At 58.4% G+C, this 20007-nt stretch carries 21 protein-coding genes; 14 read left to right on the plus strand and 7 right to left on the minus strand.

Annotated elements, in window-relative coordinates:
* The first annotated feature begins 200 nt into the window (after nt 1-200).
* From ACR3EQ_RS02285 to rpoD, 4 genes are all read left to right on the plus strand, one after another.
* Nucleotides 201-1631 carry a Glu/Leu/Phe/Val family dehydrogenase gene (locus tag ACR3EQ_RS02285; RefSeq protein ID WP_170616620.1) on the plus strand — a complete coding sequence of 477 codons (1431 nt, stop codon included), beginning with the start codon at nt 201-203 and terminating at the stop codon, nt 1629-1631.
* Between the two features lie 136 nt (nt 1632-1767).
* Nucleotides 1768-2064 (plus strand): hypothetical protein, encoded by a 297-nt coding sequence (locus tag ACR3EQ_RS02290; protein WP_170616618.1) that lies wholly within the window; start codon nt 1768-1770, stop codon nt 2062-2064.
* A 78-nt stretch (nt 2065-2142) separates the two neighbouring features.
* Entirely contained in the window at nt 2143-4092 is a 1950-nt protein-coding gene (gene dnaG, locus ACR3EQ_RS02295; RefSeq protein WP_480489653.1) for a DNA primase, read from the plus strand.
* A gap of 114 nt (nt 4093-4206) precedes the next feature.
* Nucleotides 4207-6195 (plus strand): RNA polymerase sigma factor RpoD, encoded by a 1989-nt coding sequence (gene rpoD / locus ACR3EQ_RS02300; RefSeq protein ID WP_170616614.1) that lies wholly within the window; start codon nt 4207-4209, stop codon nt 6193-6195.
* Between the two features lie 185 nt (nt 6196-6380).
* Here rpoD and ACR3EQ_RS02305 read toward each other — a convergent pair whose 3' ends face one another.
* A complete protein-coding gene (locus ACR3EQ_RS02305; RefSeq protein ID WP_170616611.1) occupies nt 6381-7403 on the minus strand; it encodes an AraC family transcriptional regulator in 1023 nt (340 codons plus the stop codon).
* Nucleotides 7404-7849: 446 nt separating this feature from the next.
* Between ACR3EQ_RS02305 and ACR3EQ_RS02310 the strand changes: the two genes are divergently transcribed.
* The 4 genes from ACR3EQ_RS02310 to ribD all read left to right on the plus strand — a co-directional run bounded on the left by ACR3EQ_RS02310 (nt 7850) and on the right by ribD (nt 10369).
* On the plus strand, nt 7850-8248 hold the full coding sequence (locus ACR3EQ_RS02310) for a hypothetical protein (RefSeq protein WP_480441964.1): 399 nt from the start codon (nt 7850-7852) through the stop codon (nt 8246-8248).
* Nucleotides 8249-8266: 18 nt separating this feature from the next.
* Complete coding sequence (locus ACR3EQ_RS02315) at nt 8267-8680, plus strand: secondary thiamine-phosphate synthase enzyme YjbQ (RefSeq protein WP_170616680.1); 414 nt, start codon at nt 8267-8269, stop codon at nt 8678-8680.
* A gap of 121 nt (nt 8681-8801) precedes the next feature.
* The gene (nrdR, locus tag ACR3EQ_RS02320; RefSeq protein WP_039525240.1) at nt 8802-9272 is read left to right on the plus strand and encodes a transcriptional regulator NrdR; all 471 of its coding nucleotides are present in this window, start codon (nt 8802-8804) and stop codon (nt 9270-9272) included.
* The gene (gene ribD / locus ACR3EQ_RS02325; RefSeq protein ID WP_480489654.1) at nt 9269-10369 is read left to right on the plus strand and encodes a bifunctional diaminohydroxyphosphoribosylaminopyrimidine deaminase/5-amino-6-(5-phosphoribosylamino)uracil reductase RibD; all 1101 of its coding nucleotides are present in this window, start codon (nt 9269-9271) and stop codon (nt 10367-10369) included. Before nrdR ends, ribD begins: the two co-directional genes overlap by 4 nt.
* Here ribD and ACR3EQ_RS02330 read toward each other — a convergent pair.
* The 3 genes from ACR3EQ_RS02330 to ACR3EQ_RS02340 all read right to left on the minus strand — a co-directional run bounded on the left by ACR3EQ_RS02330 (nt 10366) and on the right by ACR3EQ_RS02340 (nt 14885).
* Entirely contained in the window at nt 10366-12372 is a 2007-nt protein-coding gene (locus ACR3EQ_RS02330) for a capsular polysaccharide biosynthesis protein (RefSeq protein WP_480489655.1), read from the minus strand. The genes ribD and ACR3EQ_RS02330 overlap by 4 nt on opposite strands.
* A 3-nt stretch (nt 12373-12375) precedes the next feature.
* Complete coding sequence (locus ACR3EQ_RS02335; protein WP_480489656.1) at nt 12376-13509, minus strand: polysaccharide biosynthesis/export family protein; 1134 nt, start codon at nt 13507-13509, stop codon at nt 12376-12378.
* Between the two features lie 80 nt (nt 13510-13589).
* A complete protein-coding gene (locus ACR3EQ_RS02340; protein WP_480489657.1) occupies nt 13590-14885 on the minus strand; it encodes a capsule biosynthesis protein in 1296 nt (431 codons plus the stop codon).
* Between the two features lie 141 nt (nt 14886-15026).
* Here ACR3EQ_RS02340 and ACR3EQ_RS02345 point away from each other — a divergent pair, with 141 nt between their 5' ends.
* The 5 genes from ACR3EQ_RS02345 to ACR3EQ_RS02365 all read left to right on the plus strand — a co-directional run bounded on the left by ACR3EQ_RS02345 (nt 15027) and on the right by ACR3EQ_RS02365 (nt 18249).
* Nucleotides 15027-15614, plus strand: a complete 588-nt coding sequence (locus ACR3EQ_RS02345; RefSeq protein WP_480489658.1) for a riboflavin synthase — start codon at nt 15027-15029, stop codon at nt 15612-15614.
* Nucleotides 15615-15729: 115 nt separating this feature from the next.
* The gene (ribB, locus tag ACR3EQ_RS02350) at nt 15730-16851 is read left to right on the plus strand and encodes a 3,4-dihydroxy-2-butanone-4-phosphate synthase (RefSeq protein ID WP_480489659.1); all 1122 of its coding nucleotides are present in this window, start codon (nt 15730-15732) and stop codon (nt 16849-16851) included.
* 2 nt (nt 16852-16853) lie between these two features.
* Entirely contained in the window at nt 16854-17405 is a 552-nt protein-coding gene (locus ACR3EQ_RS02355) for a 6,7-dimethyl-8-ribityllumazine synthase (RefSeq protein WP_480489660.1), read from the plus strand.
* A complete protein-coding gene (nusB, locus tag ACR3EQ_RS02360; protein ID WP_170616592.1) occupies nt 17402-17884 on the plus strand; it encodes a transcription antitermination factor NusB in 483 nt (160 codons plus the stop codon). Before ACR3EQ_RS02355 ends, nusB begins: the two co-directional genes overlap by 4 nt.
* Nucleotides 17885-17943: 59 nt before the next feature.
* The gene (locus ACR3EQ_RS02365) at nt 17944-18249 is read left to right on the plus strand and encodes a hypothetical protein (RefSeq protein ID WP_480489661.1); all 306 of its coding nucleotides are present in this window, start codon (nt 17944-17946) and stop codon (nt 18247-18249) included.
* A gap of 215 nt (nt 18250-18464) precedes the next feature.
* Here the strand turns inward: ACR3EQ_RS02365 and ACR3EQ_RS02370 are convergent, their stop codons facing one another.
* Together ACR3EQ_RS02370 and ACR3EQ_RS02375 are read right to left on the minus strand one after the other, a co-directional pair.
* On the minus strand, nt 18465-18890 hold the full coding sequence (locus ACR3EQ_RS02370; RefSeq protein ID WP_480489662.1) for an SRPBCC family protein: 426 nt from the start codon (nt 18888-18890) through the stop codon (nt 18465-18467).
* Nucleotides 18887-19207, minus strand: coding sequence for a metalloregulator ArsR/SmtB family transcription factor (locus ACR3EQ_RS02375; protein WP_170616585.1), 321 nt, complete (start codon nt 19205-19207; stop codon nt 18887-18889). Before ACR3EQ_RS02375 ends, ACR3EQ_RS02370 begins: the two co-directional genes overlap by 4 nt.
* A gap of 113 nt (nt 19208-19320) precedes the next feature.
* Between ACR3EQ_RS02375 and ACR3EQ_RS02380 the strand changes: the two genes are divergently transcribed.
* Nucleotides 19321-19752, plus strand: a complete 432-nt coding sequence (locus tag ACR3EQ_RS02380) for an MmcB family DNA repair protein (protein WP_480489663.1) — start codon at nt 19321-19323, stop codon at nt 19750-19752.
* Nucleotides 19753-19756: 4 nt separating this feature from the next.
* On the opposite strand, the gene ACR3EQ_RS02385 is transcribed toward ACR3EQ_RS02380, so the two are convergent.
* Nucleotides 19757-19945, minus strand: coding sequence for a DUF6324 family protein (locus ACR3EQ_RS02385; RefSeq protein ID WP_170616580.1), 189 nt, complete (start codon nt 19943-19945; stop codon nt 19757-19759).
* Nucleotides 19946-20007: the final 62 nt, after the last annotated feature.

Consider the following 20007-nt stretch of genomic DNA (forward strand, 5'->3'; position numbering starts at 1 on the left):
ATAATATAGGTATGCTAAAGGGTCTGTTTGTGTTTTGGCGACAATCTCCTGCAACTCGGCCAAACCAAACGACTCAGTAACAGTTGCGCATACGCCTTGAGGGCATTCTTATTAAAAAAGTGCAGTTGGGCGTTGCGGCTTTCCATGAAGGGTGCGACAAAAAGTCGTGACATATGTCAGTTTCCGGTACGGAGGAATTTATGACCGGCATTATTGAACCCAGCTTTCGTAAAAGTGTTGACCTGATGTTCAACAGGGCCGCGTCCCTAATGGATCTGCCGCCGGGACTTGAAGAGAAGATCCGGGTGTGCAACGCCACATATACCGTCCGTTTCGGTGTGCGCCTGCGCGGTGATATCCATACATTTACCGGATACAGGTCGGTCCATTCCGAACACATGGAGCCGGTCAAAGGCGGTATTCGCTATGCCATGGAAGTCAATCAGGACGAGGTCGAGGCGCTGGCTGCCTTGATGACGTACAAGTGCGCGCTGGTCGAGACGCCGTTCGGGGGCTCCAAAGGCGGCTTGTGTATTGACCCGCGTCAGTATGAAGAACACGAACTGGAACAGATCACCCGACGGTTTGCCTATGAACTGGCAAAACGCGACCTGATCAACCCATCGCAGAACGTGCCCGCCCCGGACATGGGAACCGGCGAGCGTGAGATGGCCTGGATGGCCGACCAATACGCGCGCATGAATACGACGGATATCAATGCGCGTGCTTGTGTGACGGGCAAGCCTCTCAACGCGGGTGGTATCGCGGGGCGCGTCGAAGCAACCGGTCGCGGAATTCAGTATGCGCTGCGTGAATTCTTCCGGCACCCGGACGACATCGAGAAGGCCGGCTTGTCCGGAAGTCTGGATGGCAAGCGCGTGATCGTTCAGGGGCTTGGAAACGTGGGCTATCACGCCGCAAAGTTCCTGAGCGAGGAAGATGGCGCGCGCGTTATCGGGATCATTGAGCGGGACGGTGCCCTGCACAATCCGGATGGCATCGACGTTGAATCGGTGCGGAACTGGATTGTGAAGCATGGCGGCGTCAGCGGCTATCCGGATGCGGCGCATACCGCAGAGGGCGCTGCCGTCCTTGAGGCCGAATGTGACATTCTGATCCCGGCGGCACTGGAAGGTGTCATCAACCTTTCCAACGCAGAAAGGATCAAGGCGCCGTTGATTATCGAGGCCGCGAATGGTCCGGTGACTGCCGGTGCGGACGATATCCTTCGGAAAAAGGGCGTCGTTATCATTCCGGACATGTACGCAAACGCGGGCGGTGTGACCGTTTCTTATTTCGAATGGGTCAAGAACCTGAGCCATATCCGGTTTGGGCGGATGCAGCGCCGGCAGGAGGAAGCTCGCCACGAACTGATTGTCAGCGAACTTGAGCGGCTGGACAGATATCTGGGCGACGCGTGGTCAATGTCCCCGAACTTCAAGTCCAAGTACCTCAGGGGCGCGGACGAACTGGAACTGGTTCGCTCGGGGTTGGATGACACGATGCGTATCGCCTATCAGTCGATGCGTGAGGTCTGGCACAACCGCGATGATGTCGAGGACCTGCGGACTGCGGCGTATATCGTCGCCATCGACAGAGTTGCCAAAAGCTATCGGGCCAAGGGACTTTGATGCATTGAGGCGATCCGGGCGCAAGGTAACCCGGGTCGCCTCCGATCAATTCAACGAATTCGGGAAATCGGTTGTGGCGGGCGCTTTGGCGCACAGGTAAGTTGCCGCGAGTGAAACGAATCCCGGGGGACTTTCAATGTTGCGCATCGCCATCGCCGCCATTCTTTTGGCAACGCCTCTGGCCGCGGCTGAGACCAAAGAACAAAGCTGCAAGTATCAGGCCGACGTGGTGGCCGCTATTCAGAACGCCCGCCTGGATCGCGTCAAGGAACGCGATGTTGCGAAGGCGGTCGCTGACAGCGGCCCGACCTGGCCCGAAAACTACAATGCAGCGATTCCGTTGATCACCCCTTGGGTGTATGAGCAAAAGATGCGCGACGTTCGCAAAAAGGATCTGGGCGCGGCCTGGCTGGAGCTATGTCTTCAGCAATAATCCACAGCTGGCTATATTCCTTGTGGATAAGCGCGCCATCCTCTTGGCGCGCGTTTTCATTTCTGGCAGGTTCGACACATGTCATTGCCCCCCGGTTTCCTGGATGAATTGCGCACCCGGCTAAGCCTGTCTCAGGTCGTCGGACGCAAAGTCATGTGGGATCAGCGCAAGTCCAATCAGGGCAAGGGTGACATGTGGGCGCCGTGCCCGTTCCATCACGAAAAGACGGCTTCGTTTCATGTCGACGACCAGAAGGGGTTCTACTACTGCTTCGGATGCCACGCCAAAGGCGACGCGATCAGTTTTGTGAAAGAGACCGAGAATGTCTCGTTCATCGAAGCAGTCGAGATTCTGGCGCGCGAGGCGGGTATGCCCATGCCGCAACGCGACCCGAAAGCACAGGAAAAACAGGACCGCCGCGCGCAACTGGCTGATGTGATGGAGCAGGCCGCCCAGTTCTTTCGCCTGCAACTCAAGACCGGGGCAGGTGGGGCCGCGCGGGATTATCTGACGCGTCGCGGGCTTAACGAACAGGCGTTGGACCGGTGGGAAATCGGCTTTGCCCCGGATGGCTGGCAAGCGCTGTGGGATCATCTGCGGGGCAAGAACGTGGCCGAGGATCTGATCCTCGGGGCCGGGCTGGCCAAACCCTCGAACAAGGGCAAGAAGCCCTATGACGCATTCCGCAACCGGATCATGTACCCGATCCGTGATCCTCGCGGGCGTTGCATTGCGTTTGGTGGCCGCGCGATGGACCCCAATGACAACGCGAAGTACCTGAACTCGCCCGAGACGGAGTTGTTCGACAAAGGCCGGAGCCTTTACAATCAGGGTCCCGCGCGGCAGGCGGCCGGGAAGGGGCAGCCCCTGATCGTGGCCGAAGGCTACATGGATGTGATCGCGCTGGCCGAGGCTGGATTTGAGGCGGCGGTTGCGCCGCTGGGAACCGCGATTACCGAACACCAGCTACAACTGCTGTGGCGCATCTCGGATGAACCGATCATTGCGCTGGATGGCGACACGGCCGGCCTGCGGGCGGCGATGCGGGCCGTCGATCTGGCTTTGCCGCTTCTGGAAGCCGGAAAATCCCTGCGCTTTGCACTGATGCCCGAAGGCAAAGACCCCGACGATCTTTTGCGCGCCGAAGGGCCTGCGGCTGTGCAGGCCGTGTTGGAAGGTGCCATGCCCATGGTCAAGCTACTGTGGCAGCGTGAGACCGAGGGAATAGTTTTCGACAGCCCGGAGCGTAGAGCGGGTTTGGAGCGTGCTCTGAAGGACAAGACGGCGTTGATCCGAGATGCATCAATACGCTCTCATTATGAACGGGAAGTCAAAGACCTGTGCTGGCAGCTTTTCCGTCCGCAACGCCAACCGCAAAACCGCCAATGGCAGTCGGGCGGCAAATGGAAGCCACAAAAACAGCCTGCTTCGCCGGGCGCGCGCGCCTCGTTTCTGGCCTCGTCCGAGAATGCAGATATCCAGATGCGCGAAGCGGTCATTCTGGCCATCGCCATTCTGAACCCCAAGGTTGTCGTGCAGTTCGAACACCAGTTGGAGGAGATGGACTGCCACGATCCAGACCACTCGGCGCTGCGCGAGGTCATCCTGCGCCACGCAATTGATGACCCGGACAATCTGAAAGATCACATAGTGGGAACTTTGGGGGCCGAACCCCTTGAAAACCTTCTGGCCCTTCGCCATGTCGCAGTCATCCCCTGCGTGCACAAACCGGGCGACGTGGAAAAGGCCGAGATGACGCTGGCCGAGGAACTCGCAAAAATCAAAGCGCTCCGGGGGTTGGATGCTGAGATTGCCGAAGCTGCGGAGGAACTGTCCGAACTGGCAGATGAGGCGCTGACCTATCGGCTGGCGCAAGCCGCCGAAGAGCGCAACCGTACAAGCCGCAGCCAGAATGAGGACAGGGCCGTTTTTGACATCGCCGACAACGGCGCGCGGATCAACCGCGACGAGAAAGACGCGTTCGAGGCCATCATGTCCGGCATCAAATTCGAACGGAAACGCCGCTAAAGTGATGTTTTCGTAAGGCACTGGAAAAGAAAAACGGGTAAACGGGTGGCCGAATCACTTCTACGCGCTAATGATTCGGTTCAAACGAATCACCCATCCCTGCAGGAGCATTGAATGGCCGCCAAAGACACGTCCGAAGATCGCAAATCAGACGAGCAGGAACAGGAAATCTCGCTGGACATGAGCCAGGCCCAGGTCAAGAAGATGATCGCCGAGGCCCGCGAGAAGGGCTACATCACCTACGACCAGCTCAATCAGGTTCTGCCGCCTGATCAGGTCAGTTCGGAACAGATCGAAGACGTTATGTCGATGCTGTCCGAAATGGGCATCAACATCATCGAAGATGAAGAGGCCGAAGAAGAAGAGAACAAAGGCTCGACCGAGCTGACCACAACGGAAAGCAACCGTGAGGTTGCGTTGTCGGGTGCCGCCACCGAGAAACTGGATCGCACCGACGACCCCGTGCGCATGTATCTGCGCGAGATGGGCAGCGTCGAACTGCTGAGCCGGGAAGGTGAAATTGCAATCGCTAAGCGGATCGAAGCCGGCCGCAACACGATGATCGCCGGTCTATGCGAAAGCCCGTTGACCTTCCAGGCCATCACCATCTGGCATGACGAACTTTTGTCCGAAGACATTCTGCTGCGCGACGTCATCGATCTGGAAACCACGTTCGGCAACCAGATGGACGAGGACGGCGATGTCGAGGAGCCGGTGGTGGACACGTCAGCGGTTCAGGCTGCCAAACCCGCCAAAGACACCGGGCCCGAGCTGGACGCGGATGGCAACCCAATTGCCACCGACGACGACGACGATGAAGACGAACAGGCCAACATGTCGCTGGCGGCGATGGAGACGGCGCTGAAAGAGCAGGTTCTGACCACGCTTGAGCGGATTTCGTCTGATTTCGCGATGCTGTCCGAAATGCAGGACAGCCGTATTTCGGCAACGTTGAATGAAGATGGATCTTTCACCGCCAAGGATGAAGAGACCTACCAGAAGTTACGGGCCGAGATCGTTGTGCTTGTGAATGGTCTGCACCTGCACAACAACCGGATCGATGCGCTGATCGACCAGCTTTACGGCATCAACCGCCGCGTCATGTCGCTGGACAGTTCGATGGTGAAGCTGGCGGATCAGGCGCGTATCAACCGCCGTGAGTTTATTGATGAGTATCGTGGTCGCGAACTGGATCCGAACTGGCTGGCCGAGATGGCCGAAAAACCGGGCCGCGGCTGGCAGATGTTCATCGAACGCTCGACCGACAAGGTCGAGGAACTGCGTAACGATATGGCTCAGGTCGGGCAATATGTCGGTCTGGACATCAGCGAATTCCGCCGCATCGTTCAGCAGGTTCAAAAGGGCGAGAAAGAGGCACGTCAGGCCAAGAAGGAAATGGTCGAGGCCAACCTGCGCCTGGTGATCTCGATTGCCAAGAAGTACACGAACCGTGGCCTGCAATTCCTTGATCTTATTCAGGAAGGGAATATCGGCCTGATGAAGGCGGTCGACAAGTTCGAATACCGTCGCGGCTACAAGTTCTCGACCTATGCGACCTGGTGGATCCGTCAGGCGATCACGCGCTCGATCGCGGATCAGGCGCGCACCATCCGTATTCCGGTCCACATGATCGAAACGATCAACAAGCTGGTTCGCACCGGTCGCCAGATGCTGCACGAAATCGGTCGCGAGCCGACGCCGGAAGAATTGGCCGAAAAGCTGCAGATGCCGCTGGAAAAGGTTCGCAAGGTGATGAAGATCGCCAAGGAACCGATCAGCCTTGAGACGCCGATCGGCGACGAAGAAGACAGCCAGTTGGGCGATTTCATCGAGGACAAAAATGCCGTGCTGCCGCTGGACAGCGCCATTCAGGAAAACCTCAAGGAAACGACCACACGGGTTCTGGCCTCGCTTACCCCGCGTGAGGAACGCGTTCTGCGGATGCGCTTTGGCATCGGTATGAACACAGACCACACGCTGGAAGAGGTTGGCCAGCAGTTCAGCGTGACGCGCGAACGGATCCGCCAGATCGAGGCGAAAGCGCTGCGCAAGCTGAAGCATCCCAGCCGGTCAAGAAAACTGCGGTCCTTCCTGGATCAGTAACTACAAAGGCGCCCCGATCGAGGCGCCTTTTTCTTTTCCCGGGGCGTTCACATCTTGTTGTCCTGTCTGAAAGTCAAATTGGCGAGAACTCACAAGAAGAGGGACAGCGGGATTTCTATATCCGTCTGGTCCACTCATGGGACGGGCCGGGGCGTGATGGTCTCATCGATGACCCCCGGCTACGCTCAAACGCGGTTCAGCGGGCGATCGACGCGGCCGCGAAATGTGGTCGGAGGCTGGCCGGTCCAACGTTTGAACGCCGTCGAAAACGCGGCCTGATCGGCATACCCCAGAGAATAAGAAATCTCGGACAGGTTCATCCCGTTTCGCAGAAAGGTCTGCGCAAGATCACATCGCAGGTCTTCAACGATGTTGCGATAGCTGGTCCCTTCATCGGCCAGCCTGCGGGCCAGTGTGCGAGGGCTAAGACCCAAATCGGCAGCTGCCTGATCTGCCTGGATAATGTTTCCGGGCAGGGACCGGGTGATCAGTCCTTCAACCCTTGCGCGTGTCTTCTGCCTTTGGGATTGCCGGTCGGCCAGCAGACGCTCGGCATAATCAAGCAGATGGGCGCGCAGTGTAGGGTCGTAAGTTGGAATTGGAAGATCAAGCGAGGACAGAGACAGGACGATGCACATCCGTTCGGCGCCGAAAACTACTGGAAACCCTCCTATTTTCTCATATTCCGGCGCGCGTTGACCGATTTCGTGCTGAAAGCGCATCTCGACGGGGTGAAAATCTGACTGGGTCAGGGCGCGCAGTCGGGCTATGGCCGCAAATAGCAGGAACTCGGTGCGTCTGTGGTAGCGGGAATAACTGGCGTCCTTCCAGTCGATTTCAAACACTGCCGAGTCGTCTGAAAGGCGCAGATTGAAAATCAGTGCAGGATCAATCATCCAGTGAAAGTAACACGTGTTCTCAATGGCTTGGCGCAAGTTCCTGGAGTATTTACTGATATAGGCCGTAAGAGTAGATGACTCATCAAATCGGATGCCTGCCCGGGCGGCGAAAGTGATGTCATTGACCGCATCGCATGCATACCGGACGAACTGGGCTTCTTTTATTGCATGATAAGTGGTTGCCGGCGGGGCAATTCCAGCCCGACTGAGCCCGCTTTGCCGCAGGACGTGATCCGTAAGCGCAGTTTGTCCGGTTTCTTCGTCCAGCGTCTTGGCCAATCGCTGAATGCGGCAAATATCAACTTCCATGGCTCGGCGTAATCCGTTCTCAAATCTGAAGCTGATCTTAATACCAATGATGAGCCGCGCACCAACTTTTGTGGCGGAAGCCGAGTTCTGAGGGGCGGATTTCGGTGCGATTGGCAAATTCACACAAGGATTTGACTGGTGTGCACATGACCGAGTTTTGACAATTCTTATGTACATATTGCTGTCGGGTCCGCGCCTTTTGGGGAAGAGGCCAGAGCCCAGAGAGCCGGACTACCACCCCGGTTCAAAGGGTTCCCCGACACGCTGCACCCACAAGATCGTTTTCTTTTTATTGAGTTTTTTGGCTTGGCCGGAATATGCTTGGGCGGGTCCGGGGCACCGGTTCACAGATTTTGGCTGCGCGTCTGAATAGATCGTGAGGACCACTGTTCCGCCGATTCTGGCATACTAGTCTATGCGGCAGTCAGAAACAGGAAAGGTCGAAAATGATGAAACGGGTCATGACTTCAATGGTTCTTGCCACTGTGGCGATTTCCGCTCCGATGACAGCCGGGGCCGCGCCCAACGGGTTTCAGACGGTCGCCGTCAACAATTCGGTTTTTGAGGTGATCCCAAGAGCACGCCAGGATGTAGACGGTTATTGGTGCGCCGCGGCCGATTTCGCGCGTCGGACGCTTGGGGCCGGTTGGCAGCAACGGGTGTATGTTGTCCGGGGTTATGGCCCAAGCGAGGCGACAGGTCGCCGAACGGCTGTTCAGTTTTCCCTGACACCACCGAAAAACGCACCTCAGCAAAGCAGTGTGTCGCTTGGCTTTCAGGTTGGTGAAAGCATGTCAGTTCAGGGCGCAAATGGACGGTGTAACCGCCGGCAGTTCATAAACTAGGTAATGGTAAGCAGAGCTTTGCAGATCGAATTCACCATCTCAACGCGCGGCGCCGGTCTCTATGAATTTACAGGCGACGTTTGCCGATGGGTGAATTCGGTTGCGGGCGACGGTTTGCTTACGCTGTTCGTCAGGCATACATCCTGCTCTCTGCTTATTCAGGAAAACGCGGATCCCGAGGTTCAGACCGATCTGCATGCGTTCTTTGAACGGCTCGTGCCTCCGTCAGATCATCCTTCGATGGCATATTTGAGGCACACCTACGAAGGCCCTGACGACATGCCCGCACATATCAAAGCGGCCCTTATGCCGGTTTCACTTTCCATACCTGTTGCGGCGGGGCGGCCTGTGCTTGGGACGTGGCAGGGGATCTATCTGATCGAACACCGTACTGCACCGCATGAACGTCGGGTCGCTGCACATTTTGCATGACCCCTTTATATTGCGGTGAAAAATTCCGACTACCCAAACCCTAGCGGCTGCCCTATAGTTGTGGATAAGTAAGCCGCAGCGCTTACAAAAAGAGGCGGAACAAGGGACGAGGAGACGGCGGATGCGCTGCCCGTTTTGCGGAAATATCGATACTCAGGTCAAGGATTCACGCCCGGCAGAGGATCACGTCGCGATCCGCAGGCGGCGGTTCTGTCCGGCCTGTGGCGGACGCTTTACCACCTATGAACGGGTGCAGTTGCGCGATCTTGTGGTGATCAAGACCAACGGCAAGCGCGAGGATTTTGACCGGGATAAACTGGAGCGTTCGATCCGGATCTCGATGCAGAAACGCCCCATCGATCCGGACCGGATCGATCAGATGATCTCGGGTATCGTGCGGCGCCTGGAAAGCATGGGCGACACGGATATCCCGTCCAACAAAATCGGTGAAATCGTCATGGAAGCGCTGGCCCGGATTGATACGGTGGCGTATGTTCGCTTTGCGAGCGTTTACAAGAATTTCCAGGCGGCCGATGATTTCGAGGAGTTTGTCCACGAACTGCGCCCGCCGCAGCCTTCGACGGACGAGTGAGCGAAACAGATAAGCGATATATGGCGCTGGCTTTGTCGTTGGGTCAGCGCGGACAGGGCACGTGTTGGCCCAACCCTTCCGTAGGGTGTGTCATCGTGCGTGATGGCCGGATCGTCGGTCGCGGGTGGACGCAGCCGGGCGGGCGCCCTCATGCCGAGACCGAAGCCCTGAAACAGGCCGGAGATGCCGCGCAGGGCGCAACGGCCTATGTATCGCTGGAACCTTGTGCCCATCATGGCAAAACACCCCCTTGCGCGCAGGCCCTGATTGACGCCGGTGTGGCGCGGGTCGTTTCAGCTATCGAAGACAGCGACCCGCGTGTGGCCGGGCAGGGCCTGGCCATGCTGCGTGAGGCCGGTATCAAAGTGATAACCGGCGTGCTGGATGAACATGCGGCCAAGGCCCATGCGGGTTTTTTTCTGAAGACCGAACAGGGCCGCCCATTCGTGACGTTGAAACTGGCCAGCAGTTTTGACGGTCGGATTGCAACGTCCAGCGGTCATAGCCAGTGGATTACCGGACCCGAAGCGCGGCGTCTGGTCCACGCCATGCGGGCGCTACACGACGCGGTACTGATCGGCGCAGGCACCGCGCGTGCGGATGACCCATCCCTGACAGTGCGTGATCTGGGCATTGCGTCACAGCCGGTTCGGGTCGTTGTATCGCGCCATCTGGACCTGCCGCTGATGGGGCAGCTTGCGCGCACGGCCTCTGACGTTCCTGTCTGGATATGTCACGGCCCGCATCCGGATCCGGATCGTGCCAATGCCTGGCAGGGCATGGGCGCGCGCCTGATCCCGTGTGCATTGCAGGAACACCACATTGATCCGGCGGACCTGTTGCAGCAGCTTGGACATGCCGGCCTGACACGTATCTTTTGCGAAGGCGGTTCCGCTCTGGCCGCGTCGTTACTGGCGGCGGATCTGGTCGATGAACTGGTCGGGTTCAGTGCCGGGCTGACCATCGGTGCGGAAGGCCTGTCTGCGATTGGGGCGCTGGGTCTTGATAAACTGAACGAAGCGCCTCGGTTCGACCTGATCGAAACACGCGCTGTTGGCGCCGATATTTTGCATCGCTGGTCGCGGGCCTTGCGCTAGCGCCCGCGCCACAGGTGAGCATGGGTTGCGAATGCACCCTGAAGCTTTGACAGCAGACGATTCAAAGGCCCGTGTGGAGCATCATACCCCTCGGCCAGTCGTTGCAGTACGACCTCAACCGGGCAGGGCTGGCCCGTTTTCGGATCAAGATAGCGGGGGTAGTCGATAAGGACCGCATGAACCAGGCCCGACAGACTGGGTCGCGCGCCTCGCCGGGCGGGAACTGTGCCCAGATCCTGCGTCAAACCCCATCCTGCATAGAACGGCGCGCCGAGCGTTGTCACCGGGACACCACGCAAAAGGGCCTCGAACCCCATGAGTGACGTCATGGTCCAGACCTCATGTACCTGTGGCAACAGAATGCCCGGGTTTGTGTGCGGAACAATGAAATCTGCCTGACCTTCGGCTTCGATTGCGCCTTCCCGAAGACCCGCCTCGACATCTGGATGAGGTTTGTAAATCAGGATCGCGTCCGGGTTTGCTTCACGCGCAGCCCTTAGCAGGTCCATATTCGTGCGCACCGCTCCACAGCCCAGCAGGATGGAGGCGTCGTCCTCGACCTGACCCGGGATCAGGATGCGGTGCCCGTCCGGCAAATCGGGCGGGTGGGTGCCGGTATTGTATTTGCTCAGACTGTTCGAGATGATTTGGGCAACCAACCGCTCGGCCCGGAGCGCCTGATCGGGCCGCAGGTTTTCCCGGGCCGTGATCAGGTTTTCCAGTTGGCTGGGGCGCGTCGGGTCATAGTAAATTCCCAGATCGTCCGTCACCAGCGACAGCGGAGGCACAAGATTGGCGCCCAGCCCCCGTGATCGCAAAAAACCGTCTTCAACCCTGGTAACGCCGTCCAGATCCCGCGCCTGATTGGCCCACACCATATGAGGCCGTTGCGAAGCGCCAGGAGGATCGGCAGTGAAACGAATTTTGCGCTGTTGGCCGAACATCCGCTGCAGGTGCGGTCGTTTCCACAGTCGCATGCCCGATGCGGTCCAGCCGCCATGATCCTGCCGCCAGGCGCGTGACTGCGCCTCGAGCGTGTTTAACAGGGTCTCAAGCTCGCACAACTGGTCGCGGTACGGATCGTACCATGTTGGATAAAGCAGCATCGCAGCGGCGAACAATTGCGCGCGGGTCAGGTTTCTCTGGCGTCTTGCAAGAGGTGTTTCATCCTGAGTGAGCCCCCATCCGGCGTAAAAGGGTTGCCCGAACACCCGGGGCTTATGACCTGCGAGAATGGCTTCGAACCCCAGTTGTGAAGACAGCGTGTAGACACCAATCGCGCCTTCCAGCAGGATCCAGGGGCTGACCGGATCATTGAAAAACCGCACCCTGCCAGACAGGTCCTGATCGGTAAAGTGGCCGGGCCGGTGCCCTGACTGCGTTTCCGGATGTGTCTTTATCAGGATTTCGGCACCCGGGTTTTCCTCTTGCGCGATGACCAGCATCTCGCGGAAGCGGGCCGCGTCGCCCTTGCTGGCAGTTACGGCGGCGTCGCCCATGGTCTGGTCGACAACCAGAACATAGCCGGGGTCCGGGGCTTGGATGTTTGGATCAAAGGCTGAATACTTGCTCAGGTGCAGTTCCTGCATTCGCGCCATCGCGCCGCGCGCACGGTCCAGCAGGGCCGTGTCGTCCAGCGGATGTCTGGCCAGCAGGGTTTCCAGATCCGACGGTTGATCAGGGTCGAAGTGCAGACCTGAACGGTCCAGCAGCAAACCCAACGGCGGTTCGCCTGAGCGCCCCGGGTGCAAGGACCGAAGAAAGGCATCCTCGACCCGCAATGCCGGTGTCTGGTGCTTCGACGCGATCTTCAGCCCGCGATGCGCGGTTGGGCTGTTGCCCCAGACACCAACCAGATCACCGGGCTTCGGCAGGCCCAGACGAATATCAAACCCGGCCAGAGACAGTATCCGCCTGATGCGCCGTGATGTGAGAAGCCCGCCGTTGTAGACAAACAGCCGGGTGCGTTCAGCCCCGGCTGCGGTGTCCTCTTGCGGCAACATGCATCAGTAGCCGGTCAGTGTTGCGACATTGGCGATCGGGGTCAGGCCACCCGCAATCAACGAAATAGACTTACTCCATTGCGCATAGGGCGCTTCGGTCACGTAAATCGTGTCATCGTCGCGGATCACGAAGTCCCGCGCAATGAACAGGCCGTTCGGGGCCGTCAGATTAAGCAGATAGATCAACCTTTGATCCCCTTGCAGATCTGCCCGGCCCATCACATTGCGCGCCACATCCTGACGTTCTCTGCGAAGAACGAAGATGCCGGTCGGGTCCGACGACAGCGACTGAAGACCGCCAACCTGCGCCAGGGCTTCCAGCGCGGACAGGTCCTGACTGTCAAATGCGACGCGGGATTGTCCTCCGGTTGCGCCCAGCGCGATATAGGAGCGGCTGTCTTCTTCAACCAGAATGCGGTCGCCGCCGCGCAGGGCGACGTCCAGCTTGGGGTTGCGGAACAGATCATCGTACCAGATTGTCCCGCGCTGATCGCCACGGATCAGCGTGACCAGCGCAATGTCGGACGAGACAGTGACGCCTCCGGCCTGCGCCAGCATCCCGGACAATGAGCGGGTCGGGCGCTGGATCGCGTAAATCCCCGGTGCGCCAATGGTTCCGGTCAGGGATACGGTCGAGCCGTCACCGGCAGCACGACGAACTTCGACCTGCGGATCCGGGGTCTGGTCCTGCAGTTTGCTGGTGATCAGGGTGCGCAACTCTTCCGGTGTGTTGCCGGCAGCCCGCAAACGACCGGCATAGGGAACAAAGATGAAGCCTTCGCTGTCGACCTGAACTTCGTCGAGTGTCGTGGCCGGTCCCGTCTCGCTGGCCAATAAGCCGTCATCCACGTTTTCCCAGATTGTCAGCCCCAGAACATCGCCGGGTCGAACGGTGTCTGCGGTCAGGTTCGGGGCAGTGCTGAAGGCGGCAGAGAAGCCGTATTGGGGCACGGCAGATGTTGCCTTGGCGACGCGGTCATCCACTTCCACGACAAATGCATTCCCGCCATTCTGCACAGAACCTGCAAGGATTTCAGATTTGTTCGGGCCGGACTTGGGAAGCTGGCATGCAGCCAGAAAGCCGCAAGCCGCCACGAGAGTTACCCCCCGTATCCACCGGATTGGAAAGCGCTTCACTGCCGATATACCTCAATTATCTTTCTTTCTGCGCAGGCTACCCGCAATGTGGTGTGACTTCCAGAAACAACCGTCCAGATTCACTGAACGATTCTCAACTGTGGCGTCAGCGCCGCTTTGCCTGACAGAACTGTCTGATATGGATCTTGCGGCCGCAACATCATGTCGACAGCCCGTCGCAACAATTGCCGCCGCCCCCGGCGTGAATAGAACCCACCGGGCACCTGGCTGGTTTCCAGAAGAAACCGGCGATAGATCCGATAGGCGCCGCTGTCTGGGGCGACCGGGTTCGCGAAGAAAGCCGTCAGGGCCTGCCCGGACACGAATTCGGGTTTGTCATAGACGGACTTGCCGAAAATTCGCAGGGGAATGCCGCGCCATAACACTTGCTGGCCGGCGGTCGAATTTATCGTGACCGCAGAATTCGCGTCATCCAGAAGCCCGGCAAGCTTGCCACCAGGAACATAGTAGACGCGATCGTCAATCCCGTACCGGGACGACAGTTCACGCACGCGTCGTCGCAATGGTTCGCGATGATTTTCCAGCGGATGTTCCTTGATCACCAGCCGATGATGCCTTGGCGCGCCCTTTGCGAAACCTTCGAGAATTTGATCCAGAAAATCGCTCATGCAGGAATACCCGGAATGCGCCTGTACCGAGCTGTCATGACCCAGTTGCAGCAGGACCATGTGATAGGGGTGACCGCCCAGCCGAACGCGGGTCGTTGCCCAGATCCGCTGTAGCCGGTGAAATGGCATCAGGGACAAACGTTTGAAGTACAATCGAAATTCCTTCGATACCGGCAGGTCCCGATGAGGTCTGAAATTGCGATAGCGGCGGTTCAGGAACAGCACAAACCAGTGATACAGGGCACCGTAAAAGATATGTTGCCTCATATCGCCCCAATGGGACGGTGGTGGTGATTGCGTGTCCGACTGAGCCAGGGCCTGCTGCATTTGGTCAACGTTCAGGTCCATCAGCCGGGAATTTCCGTTCGAGCCCGTGCGTTCATATGTGACCCACCAGGGGCGCAGATAGCCTTCTTCGAACACGTGGACGGTGATGCCCCTTTCCCTTGCGATTTCGACTGCCTGAGCATGGATTGGACGCGTGTCGCCATAGAGTACGATGTCTGTGACATCCCGGTCGTTGATCAGCCCGGTCAGGGTTTCCGGCCACTGCTCTGGCGTGTCCAGGAACGGAATGTAGGTTGAGCGATCGAACCAGAACGCGTGGTCGCCGGCATTGAAGCCGACGCGCCAGACCTGCGCGCCGGATGCGCGCAACATGCGCCCAAGGGCGTTGAAAAACGGGCCATGAGGTCCCTGCAGAAACAGGAACACACGGCGATCCGGGGCATGGGGCAGGTGGGTCATCGGGACTGCTGTATTCGTATTAATTGTCAAAACTATGCCCGTTTGGCGATTTCCCGGCAAGCCAGGGCTTGCCCGAGAAGCCGCTTGGGCTTACCTCGGCTGTGGAAGCGAGACACAGGTTAGGAACTGAGGGTTAACAGAATGTTCACAGGGATCGTCACCGATGTTGGCACTGTCACCGAGCTGGAACAGCAAGGCGATCTGCGGGCCCGGATCAGCACCGGCTATGATACTGCGGGCATCGATCTTGGCGCTTCGATTGCCAGCGACGGGGTCTGCCTGACCGTTATCGCGCTGGGCGACGACTGGTACGATGTCCAGATCAGTGCTGAAACCGTGTCAAAAACCAACCTCGACGCCTGGCAGGTTGGCAAGCGTGTCAACCTTGAACGCGCCTTGAAGGTTGGAGACGAACTGGGCGGGCATATCGTCTCGGGCCACGTGGACGGGGTCGCTGAGGTGGTTGGCATTGAAGACGAGGGCGACAGCACCCGTGTCACACTGCGCGCACCCGAGCATTTGGCCAAGTTCATTGCGCCCAAGGGATCGGTTGCTCTGAACGGCACCTCGCTGACTGTCAACGCGGTGGAAGGTTGCGACTTTGGGATCAACTTCATCCCGCACACCAAGGAGGTCACGACCTGGGGTGATGTTCGAATGGGCGACCGCGTCAATCTCGAGATCGACACGTTGGCCCGATATGTTGCGCGGCTGGCGGAAATGTCCTGAACTTTAAGGCCGAACAACGCCGCGTTCTAGTCCGCTGACGCCGCATGTGGTCTGGCCTTTGGGCGAATGGTGGTCTATCCAGCCGCTCATACGTGCTCTTGCGAAAGGCTGCCCCATGAGCTTTGAAACCCCCGGCCCGGTCGAGGCCCAGTTGCGTGACGCGATAAGTCCGATCGAAGAAATCATCGATGAGGCGCGCAAAGGCCGGATGTATATTCTGGTCGATCACGAAGATCGCGAGAACGAGGGCGATCTGGTCATCGCCGCCGAATTCGCGGATGCCGAGGCAATCAATTTCATGGCCACCCACGGGCGCGGCCTGATCTGCCTGCCGATGACCGCCGAACGGGTCGACGCGCTGGGCCTGCCGATGATGGCGGTGAACAACTCGTCCCGGCATGAAACCGCCTTCACCGTGTCGATCGAGGCGCGTGAAGGTGTTTCAACCGGTATTTCCGCAGCTGACCGCGCACTAACTGTGTCGACCGCAATCAATGAGCAGAACACGATGGCGCAAATCGCCACCCCCGGTCACATCTTCCCGCTGCGGGCCAAGCGGGGCGGGGTGCTGGTGCGTGCCGGTCATACCGAGGCTGCCGTGGACATTTCGCGTCTGGCGGGGCTGAACCCCTCGGGCGTGATCTGCGAGATCATGAAACCGGACGGCACCATGGCACGCCTGCCTGATCTGGTCGCCTTTGCTAAAGAGCACAACATGAAGATCGGTACGATCAGCGATCTGATCGCGTACCGGTCACGCAATGACAACCTGGTGGTCGAAACCTCACGCGAAATGGTGATGTCGGAATATGGCGGCGAGTGGGAGATGCGTCTGTTCACGGACCAGACCCACGGCATTGAACATGTGGTCATGACCAAGGGCGACATTACCACGCCCGAGCCTGTCCTGACCCGAACCCACGCCCTGCACGAAGCGCCGGACATCCTGGGCCTAGGTCCGAAATCGTCGCGGGAACTGCCCCGCGCGATGGAAAAAATCGCCGAGGAAGGGCGTGGGGTCGTCTGCCTGTTCCGCCAGCCGCGCAACTCGCTGTATGCGGCCGAGGACGAAGGCCCGCGCACCATCAAGCAAACCGGTCTGGGCGCTCAGATTCTGTCCAAAATGGGCGTTCAGCAACTGGTGTTGCTGACGGACTCGCCGGAAACCGTTTATCTGGGGCTCGATGCGTTTGGCCTGTCCATCGTCGGCACCCGCTCCATACTCAAGGATGACTGATCGTGGCTGAACAAGACAAACATGGCGTTCTGCCGACGCCGACATTCGATGAACCGGTGAAACTGCTGATCGTGGCCGCGCCTTTCTATCGCGCGATTGCCGACAACCTGATCGCCGGAGCCAAGGCCGAGATCAAAGCGGCAGGTGGAACTTGCGAGGTTGTCGAGGTGCCCGGTGCGCTGGAAGTCCCAACCGTCATCGCAATGGCCGACCGTCAGTGCAACTTTGACGGCTATGTCGCGCTGGGCTGCGTTATCCGCGGTGAGACCACGCATTACGAAACGGTATGCAACGATTCCAGCCGGGCCATTCAGCTCATGGGCTTGCAGGGCCTGTGCATCGGTAACGGTATCCTGACTGTCGAGAATGACGATCAGGCAGAAGTCCGCGCAAACCCTGAAAAGATGAATAAAGGTGGCGGAGCGGCCGCTGCGGCCTTGCATCTGATCGCGCTCAGCCGTAAGTGGGGCTCTTCCAAAAAGGGCGTCGGCTTCAAGCCTCCGTCCGAGTCCATCCTTGTGGCGGGCGACAGCAACGGACCCACGACAGCATGACCCAGACAGACGCGCCGAAACCGGCCAATCAGAAACGCTTGATGAAATCCGCAGCCCGGCTTTACGCCGTGCAGGCGTTGTTCCAAATGGAGCAGTCGGGACAAACGACCGAACAGGTTGTTAATGAGTTTCTGGATCACCGGTTTGGCGCAGTTTACGAGGGCGAAGAAATGCTGGATGGCGACATCAGCGTTTTTCGAAAGCTCGTGGATGATGCCGTGAACTATCAAGCGCCGATCGACCAGATGACCGATCGCGCATTGGTCGCGAAATGGCCCATCGCGCGCATCGACCCAACTTTGCGTGCAACCTTCCGTGCTGCAGGTGCCGAACTGACCCAAAGCGATACGCCGCCCAAAGTGGTCATCACCGAATTCGTCGATGTCGCTCGGGCTTTTTTCCCGGAAGGCAAGGAGCCGAAATTCGTCAACGCCGTTCTGGATCACATGGCGCGCGAGGCCAAGCCCGAGGCGTTCTGACGCCTTTACCGGCGACCGACAAGCGCTAGATTGAATGTCAGAGCGCAAGGAGGCCCGCAATGCCCAAACTGATACGGTTGTACATCACTCAGGTTGCCTGGGGATTTGTCATCTCGGCTGCTTTCGTTACGGTGCTTTTGGTTTTCAACGTCGCCAATCTGCGCAGTCTGATCACCGGGTCGGAACTTGGCCTGATTGCGCTGCTGATGATCTGGTTCATGAATGGAATCGTTTTTGCCGGGGTGCAATTTGCCTATGCCGTTATGAGCATGGCGGAAAAGCCGCAGGGGCCACGCCGGGGAACCCCGGTTGTCCACAAGTTTGAACCCGCTTTGGTGAAGCAGGAAACTGGCGCAGAGCGCTGATTTTTTAGCGGAAAATGTGGCGGGACCACCAGTCAACCGTGCGGTGTGATTCCCGAGGACCTGTATGTACAGGTGGGCGCCGGGTAATCAGGCCAGGACCTGAACAGAGCCAGCCCCCTCGGAATTGCTTAAGGCCACCAGAATGCTACCAGTCACAAGAAGGGCAGAACCCGCCACGCGCCTAAGTAGGGGTTGCAGCGGGTTTGCACAAGGGGTCAGGCATCAACTGTTTCGTGCAATGCGGTGCGCATCTTGCCGAAATGTTCATCCCAACCGTTATCCAGCGCCAGGATCAGGCCGAAGGCCTCGGCGCCCTGTGGCAGGCCTTCGTGCAGCAGGCCAAGCTGCGTGCCCCCGGCAACGGGTTCCAGGGTCCATTTTACTATACTGACGGCGTCTCCCATCGGCTTCACGGTGAACGTGTATTCAAGGTATTCGAAAGGGCGTGCCTTTTTGACTTCACCCCAGATCAGCAGATCGCCGCTGGTGGTTCCAAACATCTCCAGCTTGCCGCCCTCGGTCAGGGGGTGTTTGGGTTTGTGAAACCACTCTGCCAAGCGGTCAGGGTCGGTCAGATAAGCCCAAACCGTTTCAGGTTCGGCACGCAGGAAGATTGTTTTCTGCAAAACAGCGTTGGTCATTTCTTTTTCCCTTCAATAGCTTCCTTCAGATTGTTCAGACGGTCATCCCAGAACTGATCAAAATAGCTGAACCAGTCCAGAACGGGTGCCATGCCTTGGGGTTCCAGGCGGTTGATGCGCTCTCGCCCGCGAGCCTCGACCGTAATCAGACCGCCATCGGACAGAACGGTCAGGTGTTTCTTGACGGCAGCTCGGGTCATGTCGAACCGGTCCGTCAACTGGCCTATCGTCAGATCCTCCGATGCCAGCATTCTTACAATGTCTCTGCGGGTAGGGTCGGCCAGCGCCCGGAATGCAAATTGTGTTTGTGTGTTCATTGGTCACCTCAAAGAGATACCGATTGGTATCACGTTATTATGATACTGAATGGTATCATGTCAACATGTTTGAGGGGCTTGATATTTGTTCATGAATTGTTCACATATTTTGAATGACACTGGAAATGCAGCCCGGCCAGAAACTGGCCCGCGGGGTTTCACGCCACCTTCTGACCCACGGGTATGTTTCAATTGAAGAATTTGTTCCCGCGCGTGGATTGCGGGTGGACGTGATGGGGCTTGGCCCTAAGGGCGAGCTTTGGGTTGTGGAATGCAAATCCAGTTGGGTGGACTATCAGTCAGATTCCAAGTGGCACGGCTACCTGGAGTGGTGCGACCGGTTCTTTTGGGCCGTCGATACCGAATTCCCGACCGAGATGCTGCCGCCGGAAACCGGCCTGATCATTGCCGATGCCTATGATGCAGAAATCGTCCGAATGGCGCCAGAGGACAAGGTTGCCCCGGCGCGGAGAAAAAAGATGATCCAGAAATTTGCCATGGACAGCGCCCGCAGGCTGAACGCTTTTCGCGACCCCAGGCTGTAAAGGCTCAGCCCTGAACCGCGCGGGCAGCCTGTGCTGCGGCCAGAATTTCTTCCGCGATTTCTTCAGCTTCTTCCGGGTCAAAATCCATCGGAATCTCGACGCCATCGGCTTCGATGAACAGGCGGACCATGCCGTGATCGGTCGGACCGATCTGCAGGTTAGCCTGAATGTCGCGTTCGGTATTGATGCCCATAAGTGCCTCCGGGACTGAGCATTCGTGCTAGCGCGCAAAGGGTTGAGAATCAAGTCGCCTTT

It is taken from the genome of Ruegeria sp. AN11, assembly GCF_056536005.1.